Annotated in this window: 16 protein-coding genes and 1 pseudogene; 11 read left to right on the forward strand and 6 right to left on the reverse strand. The window is 44.4% G+C overall.

Annotated features, from left to right (window positions below; translation table 11 throughout):
• Positions 1-36: 36 nt before the first annotated feature.
• The 8 genes and pseudogenes from rpsA to RA178_RS11195 all read left to right on the forward strand — a co-directional run.
• A pseudogene (gene rpsA, locus RA178_RS11160) lies at positions 37-1,707 on the forward strand (30S ribosomal protein S1); the annotation flags it as partial.
• Positions 1,708-1,780: 73 nt separating this feature from the next.
• Positions 1,781-2,068, forward strand: coding sequence for an integration host factor subunit beta (gene ihfB / locus RA178_RS11165; RefSeq protein WP_006081718.1), 288 nt, complete (start codon positions 1,781-1,783; stop codon positions 2,066-2,068).
• 122 nt (positions 2,069-2,190) lie between these two features.
• The gene (locus RA178_RS11170) at positions 2,191-2,466 is read left to right on the forward strand and encodes a LapA family protein (protein WP_028759876.1); all 276 of its coding nucleotides are present in this window, start codon (positions 2,191-2,193) and stop codon (positions 2,464-2,466) included.
• Between the two features lies 1 nt (position 2,467).
• A complete protein-coding gene (gene lapB / locus RA178_RS11175; protein WP_113940394.1) occupies positions 2,468-3,628 on the forward strand; it encodes a lipopolysaccharide assembly protein LapB in 1,161 nt (386 codons plus the stop codon).
• Positions 3,629-3,671: 43 nt separating this feature from the next.
• Positions 3,672-4,367: an orotidine-5'-phosphate decarboxylase gene (gene pyrF / locus RA178_RS11180; RefSeq protein WP_306685365.1), complete on the forward strand. Its 696-nt coding sequence runs from the start codon at positions 3,672-3,674 to the stop codon at positions 4,365-4,367.
• Positions 4,368-4,546: 179 nt separating this feature from the next.
• Positions 4,547-5,368 (forward strand): SDR family oxidoreductase, encoded by an 822-nt coding sequence (locus RA178_RS11185; RefSeq protein WP_028759878.1) that lies wholly within the window; start codon positions 4,547-4,549, stop codon positions 5,366-5,368.
• Between the two features lie 70 nt (positions 5,369-5,438).
• Positions 5,439-5,981 carry a DUF2058 domain-containing protein gene (locus RA178_RS11190; protein ID WP_306685367.1) on the forward strand — a complete coding sequence of 181 codons (543 nt, stop codon included), beginning with the start codon at positions 5,439-5,441 and terminating at the stop codon, positions 5,979-5,981.
• Between the two features lie 221 nt (positions 5,982-6,202).
• Positions 6,203-7,960, forward strand: a complete 1,758-nt coding sequence (locus tag RA178_RS11195) for an acyl-CoA dehydrogenase family protein (RefSeq protein ID WP_306685368.1) — start codon at positions 6,203-6,205, stop codon at positions 7,958-7,960.
• Between the two features lie 101 nt (positions 7,961-8,061).
• Here the strand turns inward: RA178_RS11195 and dacB are convergent, their stop codons facing one another.
• Together dacB and RA178_RS11205 are read right to left on the reverse strand one after the other, a co-directional pair.
• Positions 8,062-9,555: a D-alanyl-D-alanine carboxypeptidase/D-alanyl-D-alanine endopeptidase gene (gene dacB / locus RA178_RS11200; protein WP_306685369.1), complete on the reverse strand. Its 1,494-nt coding sequence runs from the start codon at positions 9,553-9,555 to the stop codon at positions 8,062-8,064.
• 59 nt (positions 9,556-9,614) lie between these two features.
• On the reverse strand, positions 9,615-9,791 hold the full coding sequence (locus tag RA178_RS11205) for a hypothetical protein (protein ID WP_006081710.1): 177 nt from the start codon (positions 9,789-9,791) through the stop codon (positions 9,615-9,617).
• Positions 9,792-10,220: 429 nt separating this feature from the next.
• On the opposite strand from RA178_RS11205, the gene RA178_RS11210 reads away from it, so the two are divergent.
• Entirely contained in the window at positions 10,221-10,553 is a 333-nt protein-coding gene (locus tag RA178_RS11210; RefSeq protein WP_028759882.1) for a DUF1904 domain-containing protein, read from the forward strand.
• A gap of 11 nt (positions 10,554-10,564) precedes the next feature.
• Positions 10,565-11,878: a CDP-diacylglycerol--serine O-phosphatidyltransferase gene (gene pssA / locus RA178_RS11215; protein WP_306685370.1), complete on the forward strand. Its 1,314-nt coding sequence runs from the start codon at positions 10,565-10,567 to the stop codon at positions 11,876-11,878.
• A gap of 153 nt (positions 11,879-12,031) precedes the next feature.
• On the opposite strand, the gene emrD is transcribed toward pssA, so the two are convergent.
• Positions 12,032-13,264 carry a multidrug efflux MFS transporter EmrD gene (emrD, locus tag RA178_RS11220; protein WP_306685371.1) on the reverse strand — a complete coding sequence of 411 codons (1,233 nt, stop codon included), beginning with the start codon at positions 13,262-13,264 and terminating at the stop codon, positions 12,032-12,034.
• Positions 13,265-13,641: 377 nt separating this feature from the next.
• Positions 13,642-14,826, reverse strand: coding sequence for a class C beta-lactamase (ampC, locus tag RA178_RS11225; RefSeq protein WP_306685372.1), 1,185 nt, complete (start codon positions 14,824-14,826; stop codon positions 13,642-13,644).
• 407 nt (positions 14,827-15,233) lie between these two features.
• Between ampC and RA178_RS11230 the strand changes: the two genes are divergently transcribed.
• Complete coding sequence (locus tag RA178_RS11230) at positions 15,234-15,998, forward strand: tRNA-uridine aminocarboxypropyltransferase (protein ID WP_219250823.1); 765 nt, start codon at positions 15,234-15,236, stop codon at positions 15,996-15,998.
• A gap of 147 nt (positions 15,999-16,145) precedes the next feature.
• On the opposite strand, the gene RA178_RS11235 is transcribed toward RA178_RS11230, so the two are convergent.
• Both RA178_RS11235 and RA178_RS11240 read right to left on the reverse strand, forming a co-directional pair.
• The gene (locus tag RA178_RS11235) at positions 16,146-18,203 is read right to left on the reverse strand and encodes a PhoX family protein (RefSeq protein WP_263148237.1); all 2,058 of its coding nucleotides are present in this window, start codon (positions 18,201-18,203) and stop codon (positions 16,146-16,148) included.
• 420 nt (positions 18,204-18,623) lie between these two features.
• Positions 18,624-19,739, reverse strand: a complete 1,116-nt coding sequence (locus tag RA178_RS11240) for a tyrosine-type recombinase/integrase (RefSeq protein ID WP_219250821.1) — start codon at positions 19,737-19,739, stop codon at positions 18,624-18,626.
• Positions 19,740-19,848 lie beyond the last annotated feature (109 nt).

A 19,848-nucleotide genomic window follows, 5' to 3' on the forward strand; every position in this document is an offset into this window, starting at 1 on the left:
TAGGACGGACAGTGGTTTAATAAAGAAAGTAACCTAAACATGACTGAATCTTTTGCTGATCTATTTGAACAATCCCTTCAAACTCTGGAATTCCGTCCAGGCTCTATCGTTCGTGGTACTGTTGTATCAATCAAAAACGGTATGGTACTGGTTGACGCGGGTCTGAAGTCTGAAAGCCCAATCCCAGCTGAACAATTCAAAAACGCTCAAGGCGTTTTAGAAATTCAAGTTGGCGATGAAGTTGACGTAGCTCTTGACTCTGTTGAAGACGGCTTCGGTGAGACTCAACTGTCTCGCGAAAAAGCGAAACGTCATGAAGCTTGGATCGTTCTGGAAAAAGCTTATGAAGATGCTGAAACTGTAATCGGTATCATCAATGGTAAAGTTAAAGGCGGTTTCACTGTTGAATTAAACGGTATCCGTGCCTTCTTACCAGGTTCTCTAGTTGACGTGCGCCCAGTTCGCGACACCGCTCACTTAGAGTACAAAGAATTAGAATTCAAAGTTATCAAGCTAGACCAGAAGCGTAACAACGTTGTTGTTTCTCGTCGTGCAGTTATCGAATCAGAAAGCAGCGCTGAGCGTGATGCACTGTTAGAAAACCTGCAAGAAGGTCAAGCAGTTAAGGGTATCGTTAAGAACCTGACTGACTACGGTGCATTCGTAGATTTAGGTGGTGTTGACGGTCTGCTACATATCACAGATATGGCGTGGAAACGTGTTAAACATCCATCAGAAATCGTCAATGTTGGCGATGAAATCAACGTTAAAGTACTGAAGTACGATCGTGAGCGCACTCGTGTGTCTCTAGGTCTGAAACAACTTGGCGAAGATCCATGGTTAGAAATCAGCAAACGCTACCCAGAAAACACACGTTTAACTGGTCGCGTTACTAACCTAACTGACTACGGTTGCTTCGTAGAAATCGAAGAAGGCGTTGAAGGTCTGGTTCACGTTTCTGAAATGGATTGGACTAACAAGAACATTCACCCATCTAAAGTGGTTAACTTAGGTGATGAAGTTGAAGTTCTGGTTCTAGACATCGATGAAGAGCGTCGTCGTATTTCTCTAGGTCTGAAACAATGTAAGACCAATCCATGGGATGACTTCGCAACTCGTTACAACAAAGGCGACAAGGTTTCTGGTAAGATCAAGTCAATCACTGACTTCGGTATCTTTATCGGTCTTGACGGCGGTATCGATGGTCTAGTTCACCTGTCTGACATTTCTTGGAACGGTACTGGCGAAGACGCAGTTTCTGAATACAAGAAAGGCGATGAAATCCATGCAGTGGTTCTGTCTGTAGATCCAGAGCGTGAGCGCATCAGCTTAGGTGTTAAGCAAACTGAAGATGATCCATTCAACGCATACTTGGCTGACAAGAAGAAAGGTACTATCGTAAACGGTACTGTTTCTGCTGTTGATGCTAAAGGTGTGACTGTTGAACTGGCTGACACTGTTGAAGGTTACATCCGTGTAGCTGACATTTCACGTGAACGTATCGAAGATGCATCTACTGTCTATAATGTAGGTGATGCAATCGAAGCTAAGTTCATGGGTGTTGACCGTAAGAACCGCTCTATCAGCCTGTCAATCAAAGCGAAAGACGAAGCTGAAGAGAAAGAAGTAATGGCGACTCTGAACAAACAAGATGACGCTGTTATTAGCAATGCAATGGCTGAAGCGTTTAAAGCAGCTCGTAAATAATCGCCTGTTGTTTGGGGAGACATCTCTCCCCATTAGGCGACTGTGTTTGGCTTGATAATAGGGGATAGCTAGGATGACGAAATCTGAACTTATCGAAAAACTCGCCACCAGGCAGTCGCAGCTGTCGGCGAAAGAGGTTGAAGGCGCAATCAAAGAAATGTTGGAGCAAATGGCAACAACATTAGAAAGCGGTGATCGTATTGAGATCCGTGGCTTTGGTAGTTTCTCGCTTCACTATCGTGCACCGCGGACTGGCCGTAATCCAAAGACTGGTTCATCAGTCGATTTGGAAGGTAAATACGTCCCGCACTTTAAGCCAGGCAAAGAACTGCGCGAGCGTGTTGACGCCGTTAATGTGTGATTGACCGCATAGTAAAAAGCCTCCGTTAGGAGGCTTTTTTGTATCTATTGCAAGGCAATGCTGGTCAGCTTAGTAAATTTCTTGGATAATCATTAAATTGAAACGCGTTTAGGGAGTGCAGCGTGAAATCATTTGTAGCAACTGTGCTTGTGGCACTGTTATTTATTTTGGCGTTGATTTTTGGCGCGCGTAACGAACAAGTGGTGACCATCAGCTATTTTGTCGCACAGGGTGAATATCGTTTACCTGTTGTCTTAGCGATTGTCTTTTTTGCTGGTTTTATTTTGAGTTGGTTATTTGCTAGCTACTATATTGTTCGCTTGAAATTAAGTTTAGCGGCAACTAAAAAGAAACTAAATCAAGTGATCGCTAAAATCCCTCAGGATGTAGACGCCTAATATGCTTGAGATCCTCTTTCTGTTGCTTCCCATTGCTGCCGCCTATGGTTGGTATATGGGACGACGGAGCATAAGGCAGAATCAAAGTAATCAACGTAAACAATTGAGCCGGGATTATTTTACTGGTCTCAATTTCTTACTGTCGAACGAATCGGATAAAGCCGTCGATTTGTTTATCAGTATGCTAGATGTTGACGATGAAACCATCGATACCCATCTGTCACTCGGTTCGCTGTTCCGTAAGCGAGGTGAGGTCGACCGCTCTATTCGTATCCATCAAAATTTAATCGCGCGGCCTACATTAACCAATGAGCAGCGTGACATCGCTATGATGGAGTTGGGTAAAGATTATCTAGCAGCAGGTTTTTATGACAGAGCTGAAGAAATCTTTATCAACTTGGTCAGCCAAGACGATCACAGTGAAGAGTCTGAAACACAGCTGATTGCTATCTATCAAGTGATTAAAGAGTGGCAAAAAGCCATTGATATCACTAAGCGTTTGAGTCGTAAACGTCAGCAAGTTTTAAAGCCGTTAACGGCGCATTTCTATTGCCAGTTAGCCGATGAAGCCAGTGATGACGCGCAGAAAATTAAACTGCTACAGCAAGCGCTGAAGCAAGATCCCCAATGCGGTCGTGCATTATTGACCCTAGCGAAAAAATTCCTCGATATTCAAGATTATGCCCAGTGTAAGCAAATGCTGCTGCAACTGAAAAAAGCCGATATCGAGCTTTTTGCCGATGCGATTCCAACGGCTAAACAAGTTTATCGCGACACGCAAGATAAAGAAGGCTTTCAAGAGTTACTCGCAGGGGCCATGGCCGATGGTGCGGGTGCATCAGTGGTTGTCGCCTTAGCGCAGCACATGATAAGTCTTGATGAGATTAAAGCGGCAGAGACCATGGTGCTCGATGCGTTATATCGCCATCCGACCATGAAAGGTTTTCAGCACTTGATGCAGATGCATTTGCGCCAAGCCGAAGAAGGGCAAGCTAAGCAGAGTTTAACTATGCTAGAGCAGCTCGTTGAGCAACAAATTAAATTCCGTCCGAGTTACCGTTGTAAGGAGTGTGGTTTTCCTTCACATGCGCTTTACTGGCATTGTCCTTCTTGCAAAAATTGGGGCAGTATCAAGCGGATCAGAGGCTTAGACGGCGAGTAAATAAGATAATATCTATAGTTAGTGTAACTCTGTTGGAGAGATGATGACGACTAAACCTATCCTCGTAGCGCTTGATTACGATAATAAAAACCACGCTTTACAACTGATAGACAAACTCGATCCCAACATGTGCCGCCTTAAAGTCGGCAAAGAAATGTTTACCCTGTTTGGCCCGCAATTGGTGAAAGATATCCATGATCGTGGTTTTGATTTATTCCTCGATTTAAAATTTCACGATATTCCCAACACAGTCGCTAAAGCTGTGGCCGCAGCCGCAGAGCTTGGCGTTTGGATGACAAACGTGCATGCCAGTGGTGGTTTAGCCATGATGGAGGCGGCAAAAAAGGCCTTACTGCCCTACGGCGATAAAGCGCCTATGCTGATCGCGGTAACGGTATTAACCTCGATGAGTGATGACGATCTTAAATTACTCGGTATCAATGTGCCTGCATTTGAGCATGTGCAACGTTTAGCTAAGCTCACGCAGCAAGCAGGACTCGACGGCGTGGTGTGTTCAGCCCAAGAAGCAACAGCCTTGAAATCACTGTTAGGTCAGGATTTCAAGCTCGTGACGCCGGGGATCCGCCCAGTTGGCAGTGATGCTGGCGATCAACACCGGGTGATGACGCCACCTCAAGCGATAGCAGCGGGTTCAGATTACCTAGTGATTGGCCGTCCAATCACCAAAGCCGCCGATCCGTTAGCGGCATTGCAAGCGATTCACCAATCATTGGCATAGACGCCACACTAGCCGTTTAAATCTCGGTTTGTTTGACCGTCGTTTAAATAAAAAAGGCTTGGAATTGCTGGTTGGTATCCTTGATATGATTGATAAAAGTTGAAATAGTATCTTGAATGACAACATAAAATAATTAATCACACCCTGAGTGCATATCTCACTGTTCACGGAGAACGCCCATGTTTAATGCTACGATGTTTAACTATCAAGGTAAGAATGTTGTCGTTGTCGGAGGAACCAGTGGGATAAATCTCGCGATTGCCATTGCGTTCGCACAGGCTGGCGCAAATGTGGCCGTTGCGAGCCGCAGTCAAGATAAAATCGATGCCGCGGTATTGCAGTTGCAACAGGCCAATCCTGACGGTATTCATTTGGGTGTGAGTTTTGATGTGCGCGATCTTAGCGCCCTTGAAGTCGGTTTTGATAAAATCGCTTCTGAGTTTGGTTTTATCGATGTGCTGGTAAGCGGCGCGGCGGGGAATTTCCCTGCCAGCGCCGCAAAGCTTTCGGCCAATGGTTTTAAGTCGGTGATGGACATTGATTTGCTCGGCAGTTTTCAAGTGCTAAAGCAGGCTTATCCTTTGCTGCGTCGCCCCAATGGCAATATTATCCAGATTTCGGCGCCGCAGGCTTCGATCGCTATGCCAATGCAAGTTCATGTGTGTGCGGCTAAAGCGGGTGTGGATATGCTGACGCGAACCTTAGCGTTAGAGTGGGGCTGTGAAGGGCTGAGAATTAATTCGATTATGCCTGGCCCCATCGCCAATACTGAAGGTTTTAATCGCCTTGCCCCCAGCGCCGCATTACAGCAAAAGGTTGCCCAATCCGTTCCGCTAAAACGCAACGGCGCAGGTCAGGATATCGCCAATGCCGCGCTATTCTTAGGCTCTGAATTAGCTTCCTATATTACGGGAGTTGTGTTGCCGGTTGATGGCGGTTGGTCACTTGGTGGCGCCAGTATAGCGATGACAGAGCTTGGCGAACTGGCCGCAAAAATGTAGTTTGGTTTTAGATTATTGATATTCAAAATCGAGAACTTTGATTTTATAGAAATTAAGTAGGTAATGATCCATGGCTAATGCATTACAAGAGCAGCTACTCAAAGCAGGGCTTGCCAGTAAACAAAAAGTTCGTGACGTTAAGACTCAAAAACGCCGTGATAAAAAATCACGAATAGATGATGGCTCCAGTGCTTTTAAGCAAGAAGTGGCTGAGCAAAAACGGTTGCAGGCGCAAAAAGATAAAGCGCTGAACGAGCAACGTTTTGCAGAGGCATCTGAGCGTGGACAGGTGCGCGGTTTAATCACTGAGTTCACTAAGTCTGCGATAAAGATCCCAGCTTATGCTGAAGTGAAATTTAACTATACTCTTGATAATAAAATCTATTCTTTATACATAGATGAAAAACTGCAGGCAGAATTGCTTAAAGGGCAGTTAGGCATAGTACGTTACGAAGATAAGAGTTACTTAGTACCACATAAGTTAGCCGAGCGAGTGAAACTGCTGGTGCCGCAGTGGTGTGGTTATCTGTGGCAACAGGATGAATCTAAAGCTGTGGTCGTTGAAGATGATCCCTATGCGGATTATGCAATTCCTGATGATTTAATGTGGTAATTGCCACAAGCTTGTGAGCTAACGCTGCGACAACACTGTGGTAAAGCTTATAAAATAGAGACCCTTAAGTTCAAGCTTAAGGGTTTTTTTATGGGTTAAATTTATATTTAGCTCGCATACTTTTATATTGTTCACAGCTGTATTTGTAATGAGATTGTTTTCTACAGTGAACTGGTATAAATTAAAACAACTGTTTTAATCCTACGTTTAAGAGTCTACCAATGAATCCTTACCAAGCCCCGTTGACGGATATGCGTTTCCTACTGGAACAGGTATTTGATGCTCCAAACACTTGGGCACAATTGCCTGAGATTGCAGAAATGGTCGATATCGACACAGCTAATGCCATTTTGGAAGAAGCAGCCAAGATCAGCAGTGAGTTGATCCATCCACTGAACCGGACGGGCGATGAGCAGGGCGTGTTACATCAAGACAATCAAGTGATTACCCCTGATGGTTACAAAGCCGTTTATGAGCAGTATTCCCAGGGCGGTTGGATTGGTTTGTGTGGCGATCCTGAATTTGGTGGCATGGGGATGCCGAAGATGCTGGGGATCTTAGTCGACGAAATGGCTTACAGTGCTTGTAATGCGTTTACGCTTTATGGCTCGTTAACCGCGGGGGCAGCTTTATGTATCAATGCCCACGGCAGCGAAGAATTGAAACAAGCTTATTTGCCTAAGTTATATTCCGGCGAATGGGCGGGTGCTATGGATATGACGGAGCCGCAAGCGGGTTCTGATCTGCGTAATATTCGCACTCGAGCTTTACCGCAGGATGATGGTAGTTATGCCATCACGGGCAGCAAGATTTTTATCACAGGTGGCGATCATGATTTAACTGAAAACGTCATCCACTTAGTGCTTGCTAAGCTACCGGATAGTAAAGGGATTTCACTCTTCCTTGTACCTAAAATATCGGTAAATACCGATGGCAGCTTAGCCAATGCCAATGGTGTATCAGTGGGGTCTATCGAGCATAAGATGGGCCTTAAAGGTTCTGCGACTTGTGTGATGAATTTTGATGCAGCTCAAGGCTTCTTGATTGGTGAGCCTAATCGCGGCCTCGTATGCATGTTCACTATGATGAACTATGAGCGTTTAGCGATTGGTATTCAAGGGCTTGGCAGTGCGCAGGCGGCGTACCAGATGGCGGCCGATTACGCTAAAGAGCGTAATCAAGGCATTGCCGCTGGCGGCTCACCGACGGGCAGTGATTCTGATCCCATTATTGTCCATGGCGATGTGCGCCGTATGTTGTTGACCATTCGTGCGATGACAGAAGCGGGCCGTGCTTTGTCTGTGTTTACAGGACAACAGCTGGATTTAGCAAAATATGCCCAAGATGAGGTTAAGGCTAAAGCGGCGCGTTATGTGGGTTTATTAACGCCAGTGGCGAAAGCATTTTTAACCGATCGGGGTCTAGATGCGACTATCATGGCGCAACAAGTCTTTGGTGGACATGGTTATATTCGTGAAACAGGTATTGAGCAATTAGTTCGTGATACCCGTATCGCTCAGATTTATGAAGGCACCAATGGCATTCAAGCCATCGATTTCCTCGGTCGTAAAGTCACCGGCGATAACTTAGCCGCATTAAACGAATTTGTGGCAGACTTGAAGGCACAAATGCGGGCATTCACCCATGTTGATGCGGTGAAAGTGGCGGCAGTATGCGCACGTTTAGATGCCTTGGTCATCGTTGCCGAGTCAGTTAATGATCGCAAAGTGGCTCAGCCTGCACTTATTAATGCGTGTGCGGTCGACTTTTTAGATGCCTTTGGTTACACCCTGTATGGTTTCTACTGGTTGGCTATGGTCGATAAGGTCGCGGATCATGAAGATAACGCTTTCGCCGAGCAGAAAGTCTATTTGGCTAAGTTCTATTTTGATAAGTTATTGCCAAAAGCGGATTACCATATCGCTCAAGTCAGAGCTGGTGATGCGACGACTATGGCGATGCCTGCGGAGTTGTTTTAACAAGGCTTCGGTATATTCGTTTAGATAAAAACTGAAAAAGCACTGATGACTCAGTGCTTTTTTGTGCAAGTTTTTTACTCTGTAGCAGTTAATTAATGACTCTAGTGAGCCGCAGTATTCACAGTCGCAGTCGTTGATGACGGTTGCAGCACTGAAATCAATTGTTTAAGAAACTCGGCATTGAATGAGGGTTTATGTTGATTTTTCAATTCAGGACTCATGCCATTCTCAAGGATTACAAACAAGGTATCGTTATGCTGGGGCAAACGGATAAAGCCCGCTAAGTTAGACACGCCTTGCATCGAGCCTGTTTTAGCAAAAATTTGCTGTTTAAGCGGCGGCTTGTTGTAGCCCATACGATATCTTAAGGTGCCGCTGATCCCTGCCTGTGGCAGACTCGTGATTAACGGACTAAAGCGGCTATCTTGGTGGATTAGCGCCAACACCGCGGCTAACTGCTTGGCATTGAGCAAGTTATAGCGTGACAATCCTGAACCATCCACAATATTGGCGTTACTCAAATCTATGCCTAAATTCGTTAAAATTCGCTGCATGGCAGCGGCACCATTGGTAAAGCTGCCTTGGGTCTTAAAATAACTTTTACCAAGTTGCTTAAAAAGGCTATCGGCAATCAAATTATCTGACTTGAGCAGCATAGTCTCGAGCAGCTCAGGTAAGGGCGCCGAGCTATGGCTGGCAATTAGTTTTGCCTTTTGGGGTAAGCTAGTGCCGAGTTGTACTTTACCCGCAAGAGACATCTCGCCTTTAAGTAGGGAGGTGAGGTTATCTTGGGCAAATTTGAACGGATCGCTGACCGCAATCGCCAGTGGTATCGCCTCACCGCCAGGGTAACAGCCGCGTAAATGGTAGTGATTTTGACCCAATCTGACCATATCAAGTTGGCAAAATTCGCGGCTCGCCTTTTGATCAAACACCGCATTGCTGCTGATTTTGACCCCATAACTTCCTGCACGCAGACTCACCTGTGAAGGTTTGCTGGTAGAGCTGGGGCTAAACTGACCATAGACACAGTTTTGATTGATAATATAGCTAGATACAGGCGCAGCAAAACAAATACCTAAGTCATCCCATACCCAACCGGGAGCTTGCAATTGTTCCTGTTTATCGCCGAGCAAATACAGATGTCCATCAATGCGATTAATGCCTTGTTTTACGAGATTGGCAAAAATGGCCTTGAGATCGGCTTGAGTGAGTGTGGGATCGCCACTAAAACGCAGATAAGCACTGCCTGCGATATGGCCTTTGCTTATTGGTGCATCTGTCCATAATTGTGTGACATAACGAAAATCAGGTCCAAGCTGAGCCATAGCACTGACTGCCGTGAGCAGCTTTTGGGTACTGGCTGGAATAAACAAGGTCTCAGCTTGTTGGCTATAGATCACTTGATTGTTCGACATATCCATTGCCAGTAAGGCGATTTGTGAATGTCGAGGGCTGATCTTGCTGATTGCTTGGCTAAGCGAAGTGGTTTGAGCACTTATCGGCCTAGAATCATGTTGCTCTGCATAGGCCATATTATGACTTGCGGCTAGGAGCAGGCCGGCATATAGAGTCGTTTTCAGTAACGTTTCCATGTTAGCTATTGGCCATTTTTATCAAAACATCATTAAGATTAGGTTGGTATTGTGTGCGGTTAATCCTCACTGCTGCCGTCATCCTTTTCCATCAAGCGATATAAACGTAGGGTAACAAACAATACTAGCCCAATAAACAACGGCAGGATGAGTAACCCTAACTGGGTTTTAAAATGGAAAATACCCCAAGCAAACAGCAATGTCAGTGCTAACGTCAGCAGAATTTTTTTGTTCATAGTCTTAATCTTGTATCGTGTGGTCTAATCGCAAATAGGCGGTTTAGTTTACGCTAAATCACTGGATTCGGGGTGAATGAAATGGGTTTGAAGATTATTTTGTGATTTGGCAGACATTTTGGGCGCAGTTCAGTGAAATTTGGACTGATTTGTAGCGTTAAAAATCCCCCTATTTAGGGGCAACATATTGTGTGGACGTGCAAATAATGCCGAGAATACTCGCCGTAAAATGCGATTTCAAGCAAGGATAAATGAAGAAGATTTTTAGGTAAATCGGTGCACTGAAGTGGAATAAAATCGCGTGAGGTCAAATTACCAGCAAAACCGTTAGGTTTAACAAGACTTTTGGGAGAAAAGTCTTGCCGAGACGAGGTGAAGTCGGTAATTTCTACCCCTTACGATTTTAGGTTCTTAGGTAACAACTAAACCATGCCACATATTAGTATGCGCGGCTTACCACAAGCGGTCGTTGCAGCGTTCAGCCAAACATTACTGCAGTCATTGGCGGATATATGTAAAGGTAATGCAGAGAGTTTCACATTAGATTGGATCCCAAGCATCAGTTTTCGAAATGGAAAAATTGATCAACGCTTTGTCCAAGTTGAGTTACTCTGGTTCCCTAAGGACCCTGATATACATCTTAAAGTAGAACAAACGATCAGGTTGGCAGTGACAGAGGCCTATCCAGAGTTAACACATATTGCTGTGATGTTTTTATCACTGAACCCTAGTGCTTCCTATCGGGGTGGTCAGCATGTTTAAAGGAGGATGCCTTGCTAGATAAGCTTGGTGGAATAGCCGTTCAACCCGAGGCTTTAACGTGGTTGCTCACGCCATGCCGTTTCAAGGCAGAATTACTCGCTCGTATTGCGAGCGCCAAGCACAGTATTTATATTGCGGCGCTGTATTTAGAAGATGACGAAGCGGGTCGTGAGATATTACAAGCCCTCATGGATGCCAAAGCGGCAAATCCAACGCTTGATATCAAAGTGTTAGTCGATTTTCACCGTGCGAGACGTGGCTTGATTGGCCATAAAGGTGATAGCGGCAACTATTTGATGTACCGTAGAGTTATGGCTGAAGCCGAACATCCCATAGATATCTTAGGTGTACCCGTCAAATCCCGTGAATTTATGGGTGTGTTGCATCTTAAGGGATTTATTATCGATGATGCCGTGATTTATAGCGGTGCCAGTCTCAATAATATCTATTTGCAACAACACGATAAGTACCGTTTCGATCGTTATCACTTGATTGAGTCTGCCGAATTAGCCCGCAGTATGCGCGTGATGATCCAGAAAAATATCATTTCTGATCCAGCTGTGTGTTCATTAACGCAAGATGCTGAGCAAGAAGTGCTACCACCAAAGACGGATATGCGTAGCTTTAAGCTGAGACTGTCTGACGCTGAGTATCAGTTTAAGGAGACCCGTGATGGCAATCGCATCACGCCGTTACTTGGGCTAGGACGTAAGAAAAACTTGCTCAATAAAGTGGTTGTCGCCTTGGTGGAAGAGTCAAAAGACTCGCTGTTTATTTGCACGCCCTATTTTAATCCGCCGTACATTTTAGTGCGCGCTTTAGCGAAGCATTTACGCAATGGCAAACGCATCGATATCGTTGTGGGCGACAAGACGGCTAACGATTTTTATATTCCGCCAGAGCAGGATTTCTCAACCATAGGTGCATTGCCCTATATGTATGAGCAATCATTGCGTAAGTTCGCTAAACGCCAACAGTGGGCGATTGATAATGGTCAGCTGAATATCCATTTGTGGAAACATGGTATCAACAGTTATCACCTCAAGGGCATCAGTGCCGACGGTAATAAGCATTTGATCACAGGCTCGAACTTGAATCCAAGAGCTTGGGCGCTGGATCTTGAGAATGGTTTGTTGATCCAAGATGAAATTGGCTGCTGGAAAGCCCAGTTTGAAGCCGAGCAGGCACATATTCTGGAACACACACAGCGGTTATATCACTACAGCCAAGTGGATACCTTACAGAGCTATCCCGCGCCAGTGAAGAAGATCATGACCCGAATTCGTCGCCTTAAAGCTGACTTTTTACTGCGTCGCATTCTGTAACGATTAAAGCTATAGAAGCAATAAATTAATCGAGATTTTTGATTTATTACAGTGTCTTATCGATTTAAAAAGCCCACAACAATGTGGGCTTTTTTTTGACTGATGGTAATAGATTTAGCTTAAACCAAGAATTGTCGCTTCAAATCATATCCATTAAATCTGTGGCATTAAATTCTGGTGAGTATCATTTTGATCTTTGGCGTAATACAGAGACAGAATCACTAAAACCACCATTACAGCACTTAATAAACCTATGCTCAACTGGCCGCCCATAGGCACTAAAGACATAGTTAATGCGGCAAGTCCGGCACCAAAATTTTGTAATCCCCCTAGTAATGCGCCCGCAATCCCCGCCTGACGTGGAAATGGCTCTAACGCAGCAGATGTTAGGGTAGGGAATAGCATGCCTGCGCCACTGAAGAATAAAATCGATCCAATAAGTAAACTCCAGCCAACCACTAAATTAAAAAGACCTGGGATCAACATAAATAATGCGCCAGCACCGAGTAACGCAACACCTTGGTAAACAACCCTTTGTGGCTTATTTTGTCGGCCCGCGATGAGTGCCCCCAGTAAGTAGCCAGGAATTGGCGCAACAAAATAGCAACTGACCATAAAAGGCGTCAGTCCGAGATATTGGCCATAGAGTACACCAGCAATGGCTTCAAACGCCGCAATACCGGCAAAGGTGGCGATCAATGAAAATAAATAAGCGCGAAACGCTCTATGGTGTAGGACATGCTTATAGGATTTGAAAACGGCTTGATGTTCCCGTAGCGTCTTGGGTAAAGACTCTTTAAAGAGGAATATTAACAACAGCCAGACCGCGACACCGAATCCCGCTAATACCCAGTATACGGCTTGCCAGCCGAAATAGGCTGCACTGGCGCTGCCGATAAATGGTGCAAGCAAAGGTAAAAACACCACAGCCATAGAGACATAGCTATTAAATTTTACCAGTCGGTCGCCAAAGTAATGATCGCGGGGAATGCTACGGCATAATGCGCCTGCGCTGGCTGTGCCTAATCCTTGGATAAGGCTTGCCATAATCAGTTGGTTAAAGCTTGTGGCCTTCGCCGCGAATACAGCGCCTAGAACGAAAATAGCGATACCCACGACGAGTGGCATTTTGCGGCCAACGCGATCTGACACTGGGCCATACACAAATTGAAACATCCCGTAGGAGAGTAAGTAACAGGCCATCACGGCTTGTAGTTGGCTGGCGTCCACATGGAGCCCGAGTGCGATTTGTGGAAGGGCAGGTACAAAAATCGTCTGCGCCATTTGGCCACAGGCGACCATAAAGACAATCATTAACAGTAGGCTAGACTGACTCGCCGCTGGAGCGACATCGTGATGAATAGGAGAATGTGGCGTGCCTGACATGATATTTCCGAAAAAGGTCACTTAAGGTATTTGCGCGCATCTTACTCCCTAAAAGCGTAACTTCAAGTGTCAATCATATTGATTTAACGAAATAATTTTTAATGCGATGCATAAGTTTTTATCCTGATTTTAAGCTGTAAAGCTAAACTTACGATAGGTTATTTGTCTGTTAACTAGGTCGATGAGTTGCAAATGAATTAACGCAAGGATTAACCCTGCGGTGCATCTTTTCTTACAAGCCGCCATGAGAAAAGAGAGATTGCAAGGAAACTGTGAGTTAGCAGCAAGGTGTCAGCCATAAATCAGTAGCGACAAGAATATTGTTAAGAAAAAGGAGATAGCACCAATATACTTATCTCCTCTATCCTAGTGCATGGTTATTTTTGCAACTTTTCGATCCCAGTTAAAATCTGGTAGCCCACAGTGACCCGTGGCGGAACGGGGGTGTTTTTATTACTCAGCAGTACAATGCCAAGTTTTTTGGCCGGAATAAAGGCTGCATAAGCGGCAAAACCGCCAGTAGAGCCTGTTTTATTAATCCACACATTTTGCTGCGGTGCGAGGGGCGGCACTATAGGTTTAACTGGCGTACTGCCAAATACGACTTCCTGAGTGTGACCTGCAAGCAAGTTATTGAGATCAATAGGATATGAGTAATGCTCCCAAATCATATCTTGGGTCATCATGCCCACATCAAAGTATCCCGTGTGGGTCTCATCGAGTGCCGTTTGCAGTGGTTTGGTAAGCGGGTGCATTTGCATATTAGCCTCAACAAATTGCAGTAAATCCTTGGCAGAGGTTTTAACGCCATAGGCTTCATCGGCTAATACACCGGGATTGACTCGCACTGGCATGTCTTGCTTATCATAGCCTTGGGCATAATCGGCCATTTTGTTGCTAGGAACCTTGAGATAGCTGTTTGTCATACCCAATTGTGGAAATAGTGTTTGCTCAAGTACTTGTGGAAACGTTTGCCCTAAACTCTGCGCGGCAATCATGCCAAGCAGCCCAATACTCGGATTGGCGTAATTCCTATGGGTCCCCGCGGCAAATGATGGTTGCCAATGCTTAAGGTAATCCATTAACTCTGCGTTATTAGTGACCTTATCAGGAACTTGCATCGGCAAATCTCCCGCTGTGTGGGTGGCTAAATTGATGAGACTAATCTTATCAAAATGGCTGCCTTTTAATGCTGGAACATAATCACTGGCCATATCCGTGAGTGTTAATTTTCCTTCGCCCTGTACATAGTTAGCCAGTGTTGCGGTAAAGGTTTTACTGATAGAGCCAATCTCGAACAGGGTATGTTCAGTCACACTTTGCCCAGAGGTTTTAGAACTGACGCCATATTGGTAAAAATACTGTTTACCTTCTATGGTGATGCCAATTACTGCACCGGGAATAGCATACTCGGCCATCAGTGGTTTAACTGCGGAATCTACAATTGACTGGATGTCTTTGGTATTAAGTGTTTTGGCTGCAGTGGCATGAGAGAATAGGGCCGCAGATATGAGGATGCCGTTTAATAGCGGTATTAAAGCGATCGGGGCTTTTGGGTGCATAATTGACCTTTCATCGAGACTGTATTTGTAGAGTAGATTTTCGCATGATATTAGGGCAATTCCACACGAAGTTAAGTCATTACTGATATTTAGCTTAAATACTCCCCCAATAAGTAATTTAAACGTTAATTTAGTCGGTTTAGTGTTGCACGCTATTGCATACTAAGTGGTAACACAGATTAATACATTACAGTTGTTTTAAGAGATAATTGCTCTGTGCTCTTAAATTATCTCACTGGCGTTAGGCTGCAGATGAAACCATCAACCACTGACACCGGCCTTTTATCACGATAATGTATTGCGTGATTGCACCATTGATGGCCAAGGGATAAACTGCGCCACCGCGATTAAAAGTGCTGACTGATGTGGTCGCGATCCTTAATAAGTTTGATAGAGAATTGGTTTTTATGGCTTTAGCCCCCCATGCTGTGCACCATTTATATCAGTACCGTAAGTCTATTTCGACTAAACCCTTTGGTGCCCGCGGTAAAAAACTGATCCGCTGTCCATTATGTCTCTTAGGTGAGCAGTTCTGTACCTGTGCGCTACGCCGTCAGTTAGATACTCACGCCAGTTTTCTGCTGATTATGTATAACGATGAGGTGTTAAAGCCGACTAATAGTGGACGACTCATAGCGGATCTTATCCCTGATACCCACGCCTACATTTGGTCACGTACAGAACCTGAAGCTGAGCTGCTTGCTTTGCTTAATTCGCCGCAATATCAACCCTATTTAGTGTTTCCTGCCCAGTATGCAGAGCAAGGGCAAACCGTACTAAACCAAGTGCCGATGTCGACATTGGCCGAAGGTAAACGGCCGCTGCTAATCATGCTCGATGGCAGTTGGCGTGAAGCGATTAAAATGTTCCGTAAGAGTCCTTACTTACAATCACTGCCGTTGCTTTCCTTCGATCCCGACACGCTCGCGACCTATGCATTGCGTAAAGGTAGTCATGATTTTCAACTTGGCACCGCCGAGGTGGCATCATTGGCTTTAGGAGCGATTGGCGAAGCGGCTAATGGCAAAGCCTTAAGTACTTGGTTTGATTTGTTTGTTGAATCTTCCTTACTTGGCCGCAATCGCCGTTGCCGTGAGGACCTTCTGCCAATTACAGATTTTACCGATGCTTTTGAACTTGCCTTTGAACAAGCAAGTCGTAGTAAGAGTTAATCGATGTTGGATTTAATCTATTTTGAAAAAGGCTAGTTAACTATCTTCTTAAATAATAAATCCCCTACAGTGAGGGGATTTTTTATGTGTAGCAATTAACTTATAGGAACTTCATATTAAGAAGATACCTCGCACAAGCATAATTGTTTATACCGCGACTTCTTTACCATCTAACTTACGGATAACGACCGTAGCGGCGCGAGGGCGTAATGTCGTGCCCGCAGGCGTTTTTTCAGCGGCATTGGACGAATAAGGCCAATTACCGGGATGCTGAATGTTAGCAAAAACAGATGTGTAATCAGGGCTAATAGCAAAACCCGTAACCTCACAGTCGTTTGGTCCAACGAAGAAACGCTTTAATTCCATTTGGTTATCAGCCGTTACGCCGAGCTGTTTCTCTTGGCCATCAACAAGCGTTGAAGGCACTATTGCTAGCATCTGATCGTTGGTTTCTTCTGCGACCTCCTTGGCTCCATTGTCGGTTTGAACCCACAAAATACCGCGTTGATCGAAGGCCAAACCGTCTGGGCTGGCAAATTGGTTAAGATCCGTTAAGCCTGATAAGTTTGTCTCTGCGTTACCATCACTTGGTGATCCGAATACGAAGATATCCCATGTAAATTCAGTATCTTTGTCACTTTCATCCCAACGAATAATATGGCCAAAGTGGTTTTTCAATCTTGGGTTCGCTGGATTGGTTTCAGTTCGTTTTGAGTTGTTGGTCAGGGTCAAATAAATTGAACCAGTGAAAGGATCGACAGCACACCATTCAGGGCGATCCATAGGTGTTGCACCAACAAGATCCGCTGCGCCAGCGGTGTTCAAAATAATCTCGGCTAAGCTAGCGAAAGTATTGCCTAGGGTTTTTCCGTCCGTAGTCTGGCTATCTAAGGTTAAAGGCAACCAAACACCACCACCATTTGCATTAAACTTAGCTGCATATAAAGTACCTTCATTCATATACTTATCGCCAGTTTGTATGCGATTGCTGCTGTCAGCATCTTTTGCATCCCACGCCGCGGCCGAGACAAATTTATATAAGTATTCGAATTGTGAATCGTGACCAGAATAGAATACTACTGGCTTACCTTCGGTTAGCTTGCCAAAGGTACATCCCTCATGGCGGAAACGACCAAGCGCGGTACGTTTTACTGCGCGCGATGTTGGATTGAAAGGGTCAATTTCAACAATATAACCGTGACCATTCGCTTCATTACGATAGTCATCTTGAGCACTTGCGCCTTTTGGCGTGACATCAAAACGCGCGAACTCATCGAGACGTTCTTCATCATGACCTGCAAGATCATCCCAGCCATAACGTGTGCTGGTTTTGCTGATCCCAATGCGATTTTGCTCGGCAGTTAACGTACCACGGTTTGCGAAGTAGCCTGGCCAGTTTTCTTCACAGGTTAAATAAGTGCCCCAAGGCGTGTAACCATTGCCGCAGTTATTTAATGTACCGCGAGCCTGACTACCGTCGGGAGAGTAGCGGGTTTCGAGTAGAGAAGAGTAGGCGAGAGGACCACTAATATCCATTACAGTCGCACCGGTGAATCGGCGGTTATGGTTATCATTGCTAACCACTTCCCATTGATTATTAACCAGTTTTATACGTACAACCGATACGCCATGGGCGTTGATTTCTTTACGTACCTCATCGATAATCGTGCGCAAACCTGAAGTAGGATCAAAAGTTTGTCCTGCAGGATGTAATGCAACTTCATCAATATATTCATGGTTAATGCAAAGTAAACCGTCATTACCCGTATCATTTAATGGAAAGAAATGCATGCCATCGTGGTGCATACCGACTGAGTTCGCTTGGTCATCGGCAGTGTTACTACCATCGCTTTTCCATGGTGCTGCTTTTGCATTTAATGGCGTGCCCCATGGTGCAAGTACCTGCGCTGTATAGCCTTCTGGCACAACGACGGCATCTAAACGAGAACCCGCAACTGACGTAAAGTTTAGCTTGGCGGTACTTTTTGTCGGTGGCAAAGGTGTCACTGGATCAACAGGTTTTGTAACGGGTGTGTCATCTGATCCGCAAGCAGTTAAGCCTACACTGGCAAAAGCTGTCATAGCACTGAGGCCTAAACCACTTTTTACGAAGTTACGGCGAGATAAATGTTTATCCAACACTTGGTTAAATGGCTCGTTATTACTTTTATTATAAAGTGTAGGATCAAAGGTGGCCTTACTCATATATTACTCCGGCTAGTACGATGGATTAAATTTCGTGACTAAGGCTAAAGTATCAATATGACAATAAAGATGATTTTATATTACAATAATACTGCAGTGAGCAATAAACCCGATATGCTATAAAAATGTTAACCAGCAGTTTGCTATGGTCTAAGCTGCTGAGGTCAAAGTACCTCGATTAGGATTTTTATTCTGCTATGATGTCAAATCTTGTGTCACAGATAAAAATATATAATGTGAAGTTATTGCTTTAATTATTTTTCAAATTAAAAATTGGAAATAATTTTAATATAATTACTGAATATCATTTTTTTTCATAAACATGATAGATTTATATTTAACGTTAAAATTGCTATTTTATTTTAGGTAAAAGACTAACTGATTCTTATCGAGTCATGATCTAGTTTAGTCTTTTGTGTTTTAGTCTCTTGGTTTTAAATAATGGCGAAGTGAGCGCGGATCGGTATGGCCAGTTCTGGCCATAATGTATAAATGATCTTTATCATTTTCATGGAGTTGAGTGACACAACCACTACGCAGACTGTGGGCACCATAAAATTTTGCAGGTAGGCCCGCTTTTGTGCAATATTTTTTAATGATGCGATAAATATCATCTCCCGTGAGAAAACCACTATTTTTATGTAAACTTGAATTAGCTTCAGAGTGATGTTCTACTATTTGATAAGGGCGTAAATATTTCCCATCACGGGAAAGCGATCTAAATAAATGTCCATCCTCTATATTGGCTAGTGATAACCAATTTTTTACCGCGTTGAGTGCTGCAAAAGGTTCATGATCCGGCAGGTCTTTCCATTCCCGTTGGCCTTGCTGATTACTCTTCGAATAAGGTAGGCGAACTTTTAGCTTATTGCGTAAAAAACTGACATATTGAACTTTTATATCTGCAAGTTCAGAACGGCGAAACCCACCTTGTAATCCTAACTGAATAATGGCTTTGTCTCTTGCTCGGGTTAATGGCTGCACTTGTTCATCGATAGCTTGAATGAGCATTTCCACTTCATCATACATAATCGGTTGTTGATCATAATCACTCACATGGCGAGATTGATTTCTACTTAAACCGCGCATCACTCTGATCACCAGAGGGTGCTCGGTAGGTGAGTGGAATCCCGCTTGAATATGGTGGTAGCGAATCGCCGCGAGTCGAGTCGTTAATGTCTGTTTAGAAAGTTGTACTCCAGTACTCTCTTGGATCAATTCTTTCTGATAACCAATAAATGAAATCACGCTACGGGGATCTGCGGGCAGAGCCTGCAGTTGGTGTTCGGCACAATAACGGCTAAATAGACTAAAGCTCGTATTATAAACACGGCGGGTGTTGGCTGAAATTTCATATTCAGTTTCTTCGGCAGCACTTAAATAATCACTTCGAACAGATTGTGGCAGGAAAGTCTCTTCAAAAAAACGTGGCTGTTCAGCACGGTTATTATTGTGATGATCTGATCTAGTCACTCTTTCATTCGATACATTGGTGTTATTTTGAGCATTACTATTTGTCCGGATCATTTTAGACATGCCGTTGAAGTCACCTGATATCGAATTAAGAAGGCTTAATTATACGCAAATCACGCCTACATCTACCAGTGATAATCGTCATTATCACTGGTAGAGTGCTTATTTGTTT

It is taken from the genome of Shewanella oncorhynchi (assembly GCF_030848765.1).
GTDB classification, from domain to species: Bacteria; Pseudomonadota; Gammaproteobacteria; order Enterobacterales; family Shewanellaceae; genus Shewanella; species Shewanella oncorhynchi.

What these genes read in the sequence shown, in the direction of transcription:
- ihfB (WP_006081718.1), top strand. Translation starts at nt 1,781, where the DNA reads ATGACGAAATCTGAACTTATCGAAAAACTCGCCACCAGGCAGTCGCAG.
- lapB (WP_113940394.1), top strand. Translation starts at nt 2,468, where the DNA reads ATGCTTGAGATCCTCTTTCTGTTGCTTCCCATTGCTGCCGCCTATGGT.
- pyrF (WP_306685365.1), top strand. Translation starts at nt 3,672, where the DNA reads ATGACGACTAAACCTATCCTCGTAGCGCTTGATTACGATAATAAAAAC.
- RA178_RS11185 (WP_028759878.1), top strand. Translation starts at nt 4,547, where the DNA reads ATGTTTAATGCTACGATGTTTAACTATCAAGGTAAGAATGTTGTCGTT.
- RA178_RS11190 (WP_306685367.1), top strand. Translation starts at nt 5,439, where the DNA reads ATGGCTAATGCATTACAAGAGCAGCTACTCAAAGCAGGGCTTGCCAGT.
- RA178_RS11195 (WP_306685368.1), top strand. Translation starts at nt 6,203, where the DNA reads ATGAATCCTTACCAAGCCCCGTTGACGGATATGCGTTTCCTACTGGAA.
- dacB (WP_306685369.1), bottom strand. Translation starts at nt 9,555, where the DNA reads ATGGAAACGTTACTGAAAACGACTCTATATGCCGGCCTGCTCCTAGCC.
- RA178_RS11205 (WP_006081710.1), bottom strand. Translation starts at nt 9,791, where the DNA reads ATGAACAAAAAAATTCTGCTGACGTTAGCACTGACATTGCTGTTTGCT.
- RA178_RS11210 (WP_028759882.1), top strand. Translation starts at nt 10,221, where the DNA reads ATGCCACATATTAGTATGCGCGGCTTACCACAAGCGGTCGTTGCAGCG.
- emrD (WP_306685371.1), bottom strand. Translation starts at nt 13,264, where the DNA reads ATGTCAGGCACGCCACATTCTCCTATTCATCACGATGTCGCTCCAGCG.
- ampC (WP_306685372.1), bottom strand. Translation starts at nt 14,826, where the DNA reads ATGCACCCAAAAGCCCCGATCGCTTTAATACCGCTATTAAACGGCATC.
- RA178_RS11230 (WP_219250823.1), top strand. Translation starts at nt 15,234, where the DNA reads ATGGCTTTAGCCCCCCATGCTGTGCACCATTTATATCAGTACCGTAAG.
- RA178_RS11235 (WP_263148237.1), bottom strand. Translation starts at nt 18,203, where the DNA reads ATGAGTAAGGCCACCTTTGATCCTACACTTTATAATAAAAGTAATAAC.
- RA178_RS11240 (WP_219250821.1), bottom strand. Translation starts at nt 19,739, where the DNA reads ATGTCTAAAATGATCCGGACAAATAGTAATGCTCAAAATAACACCAAT.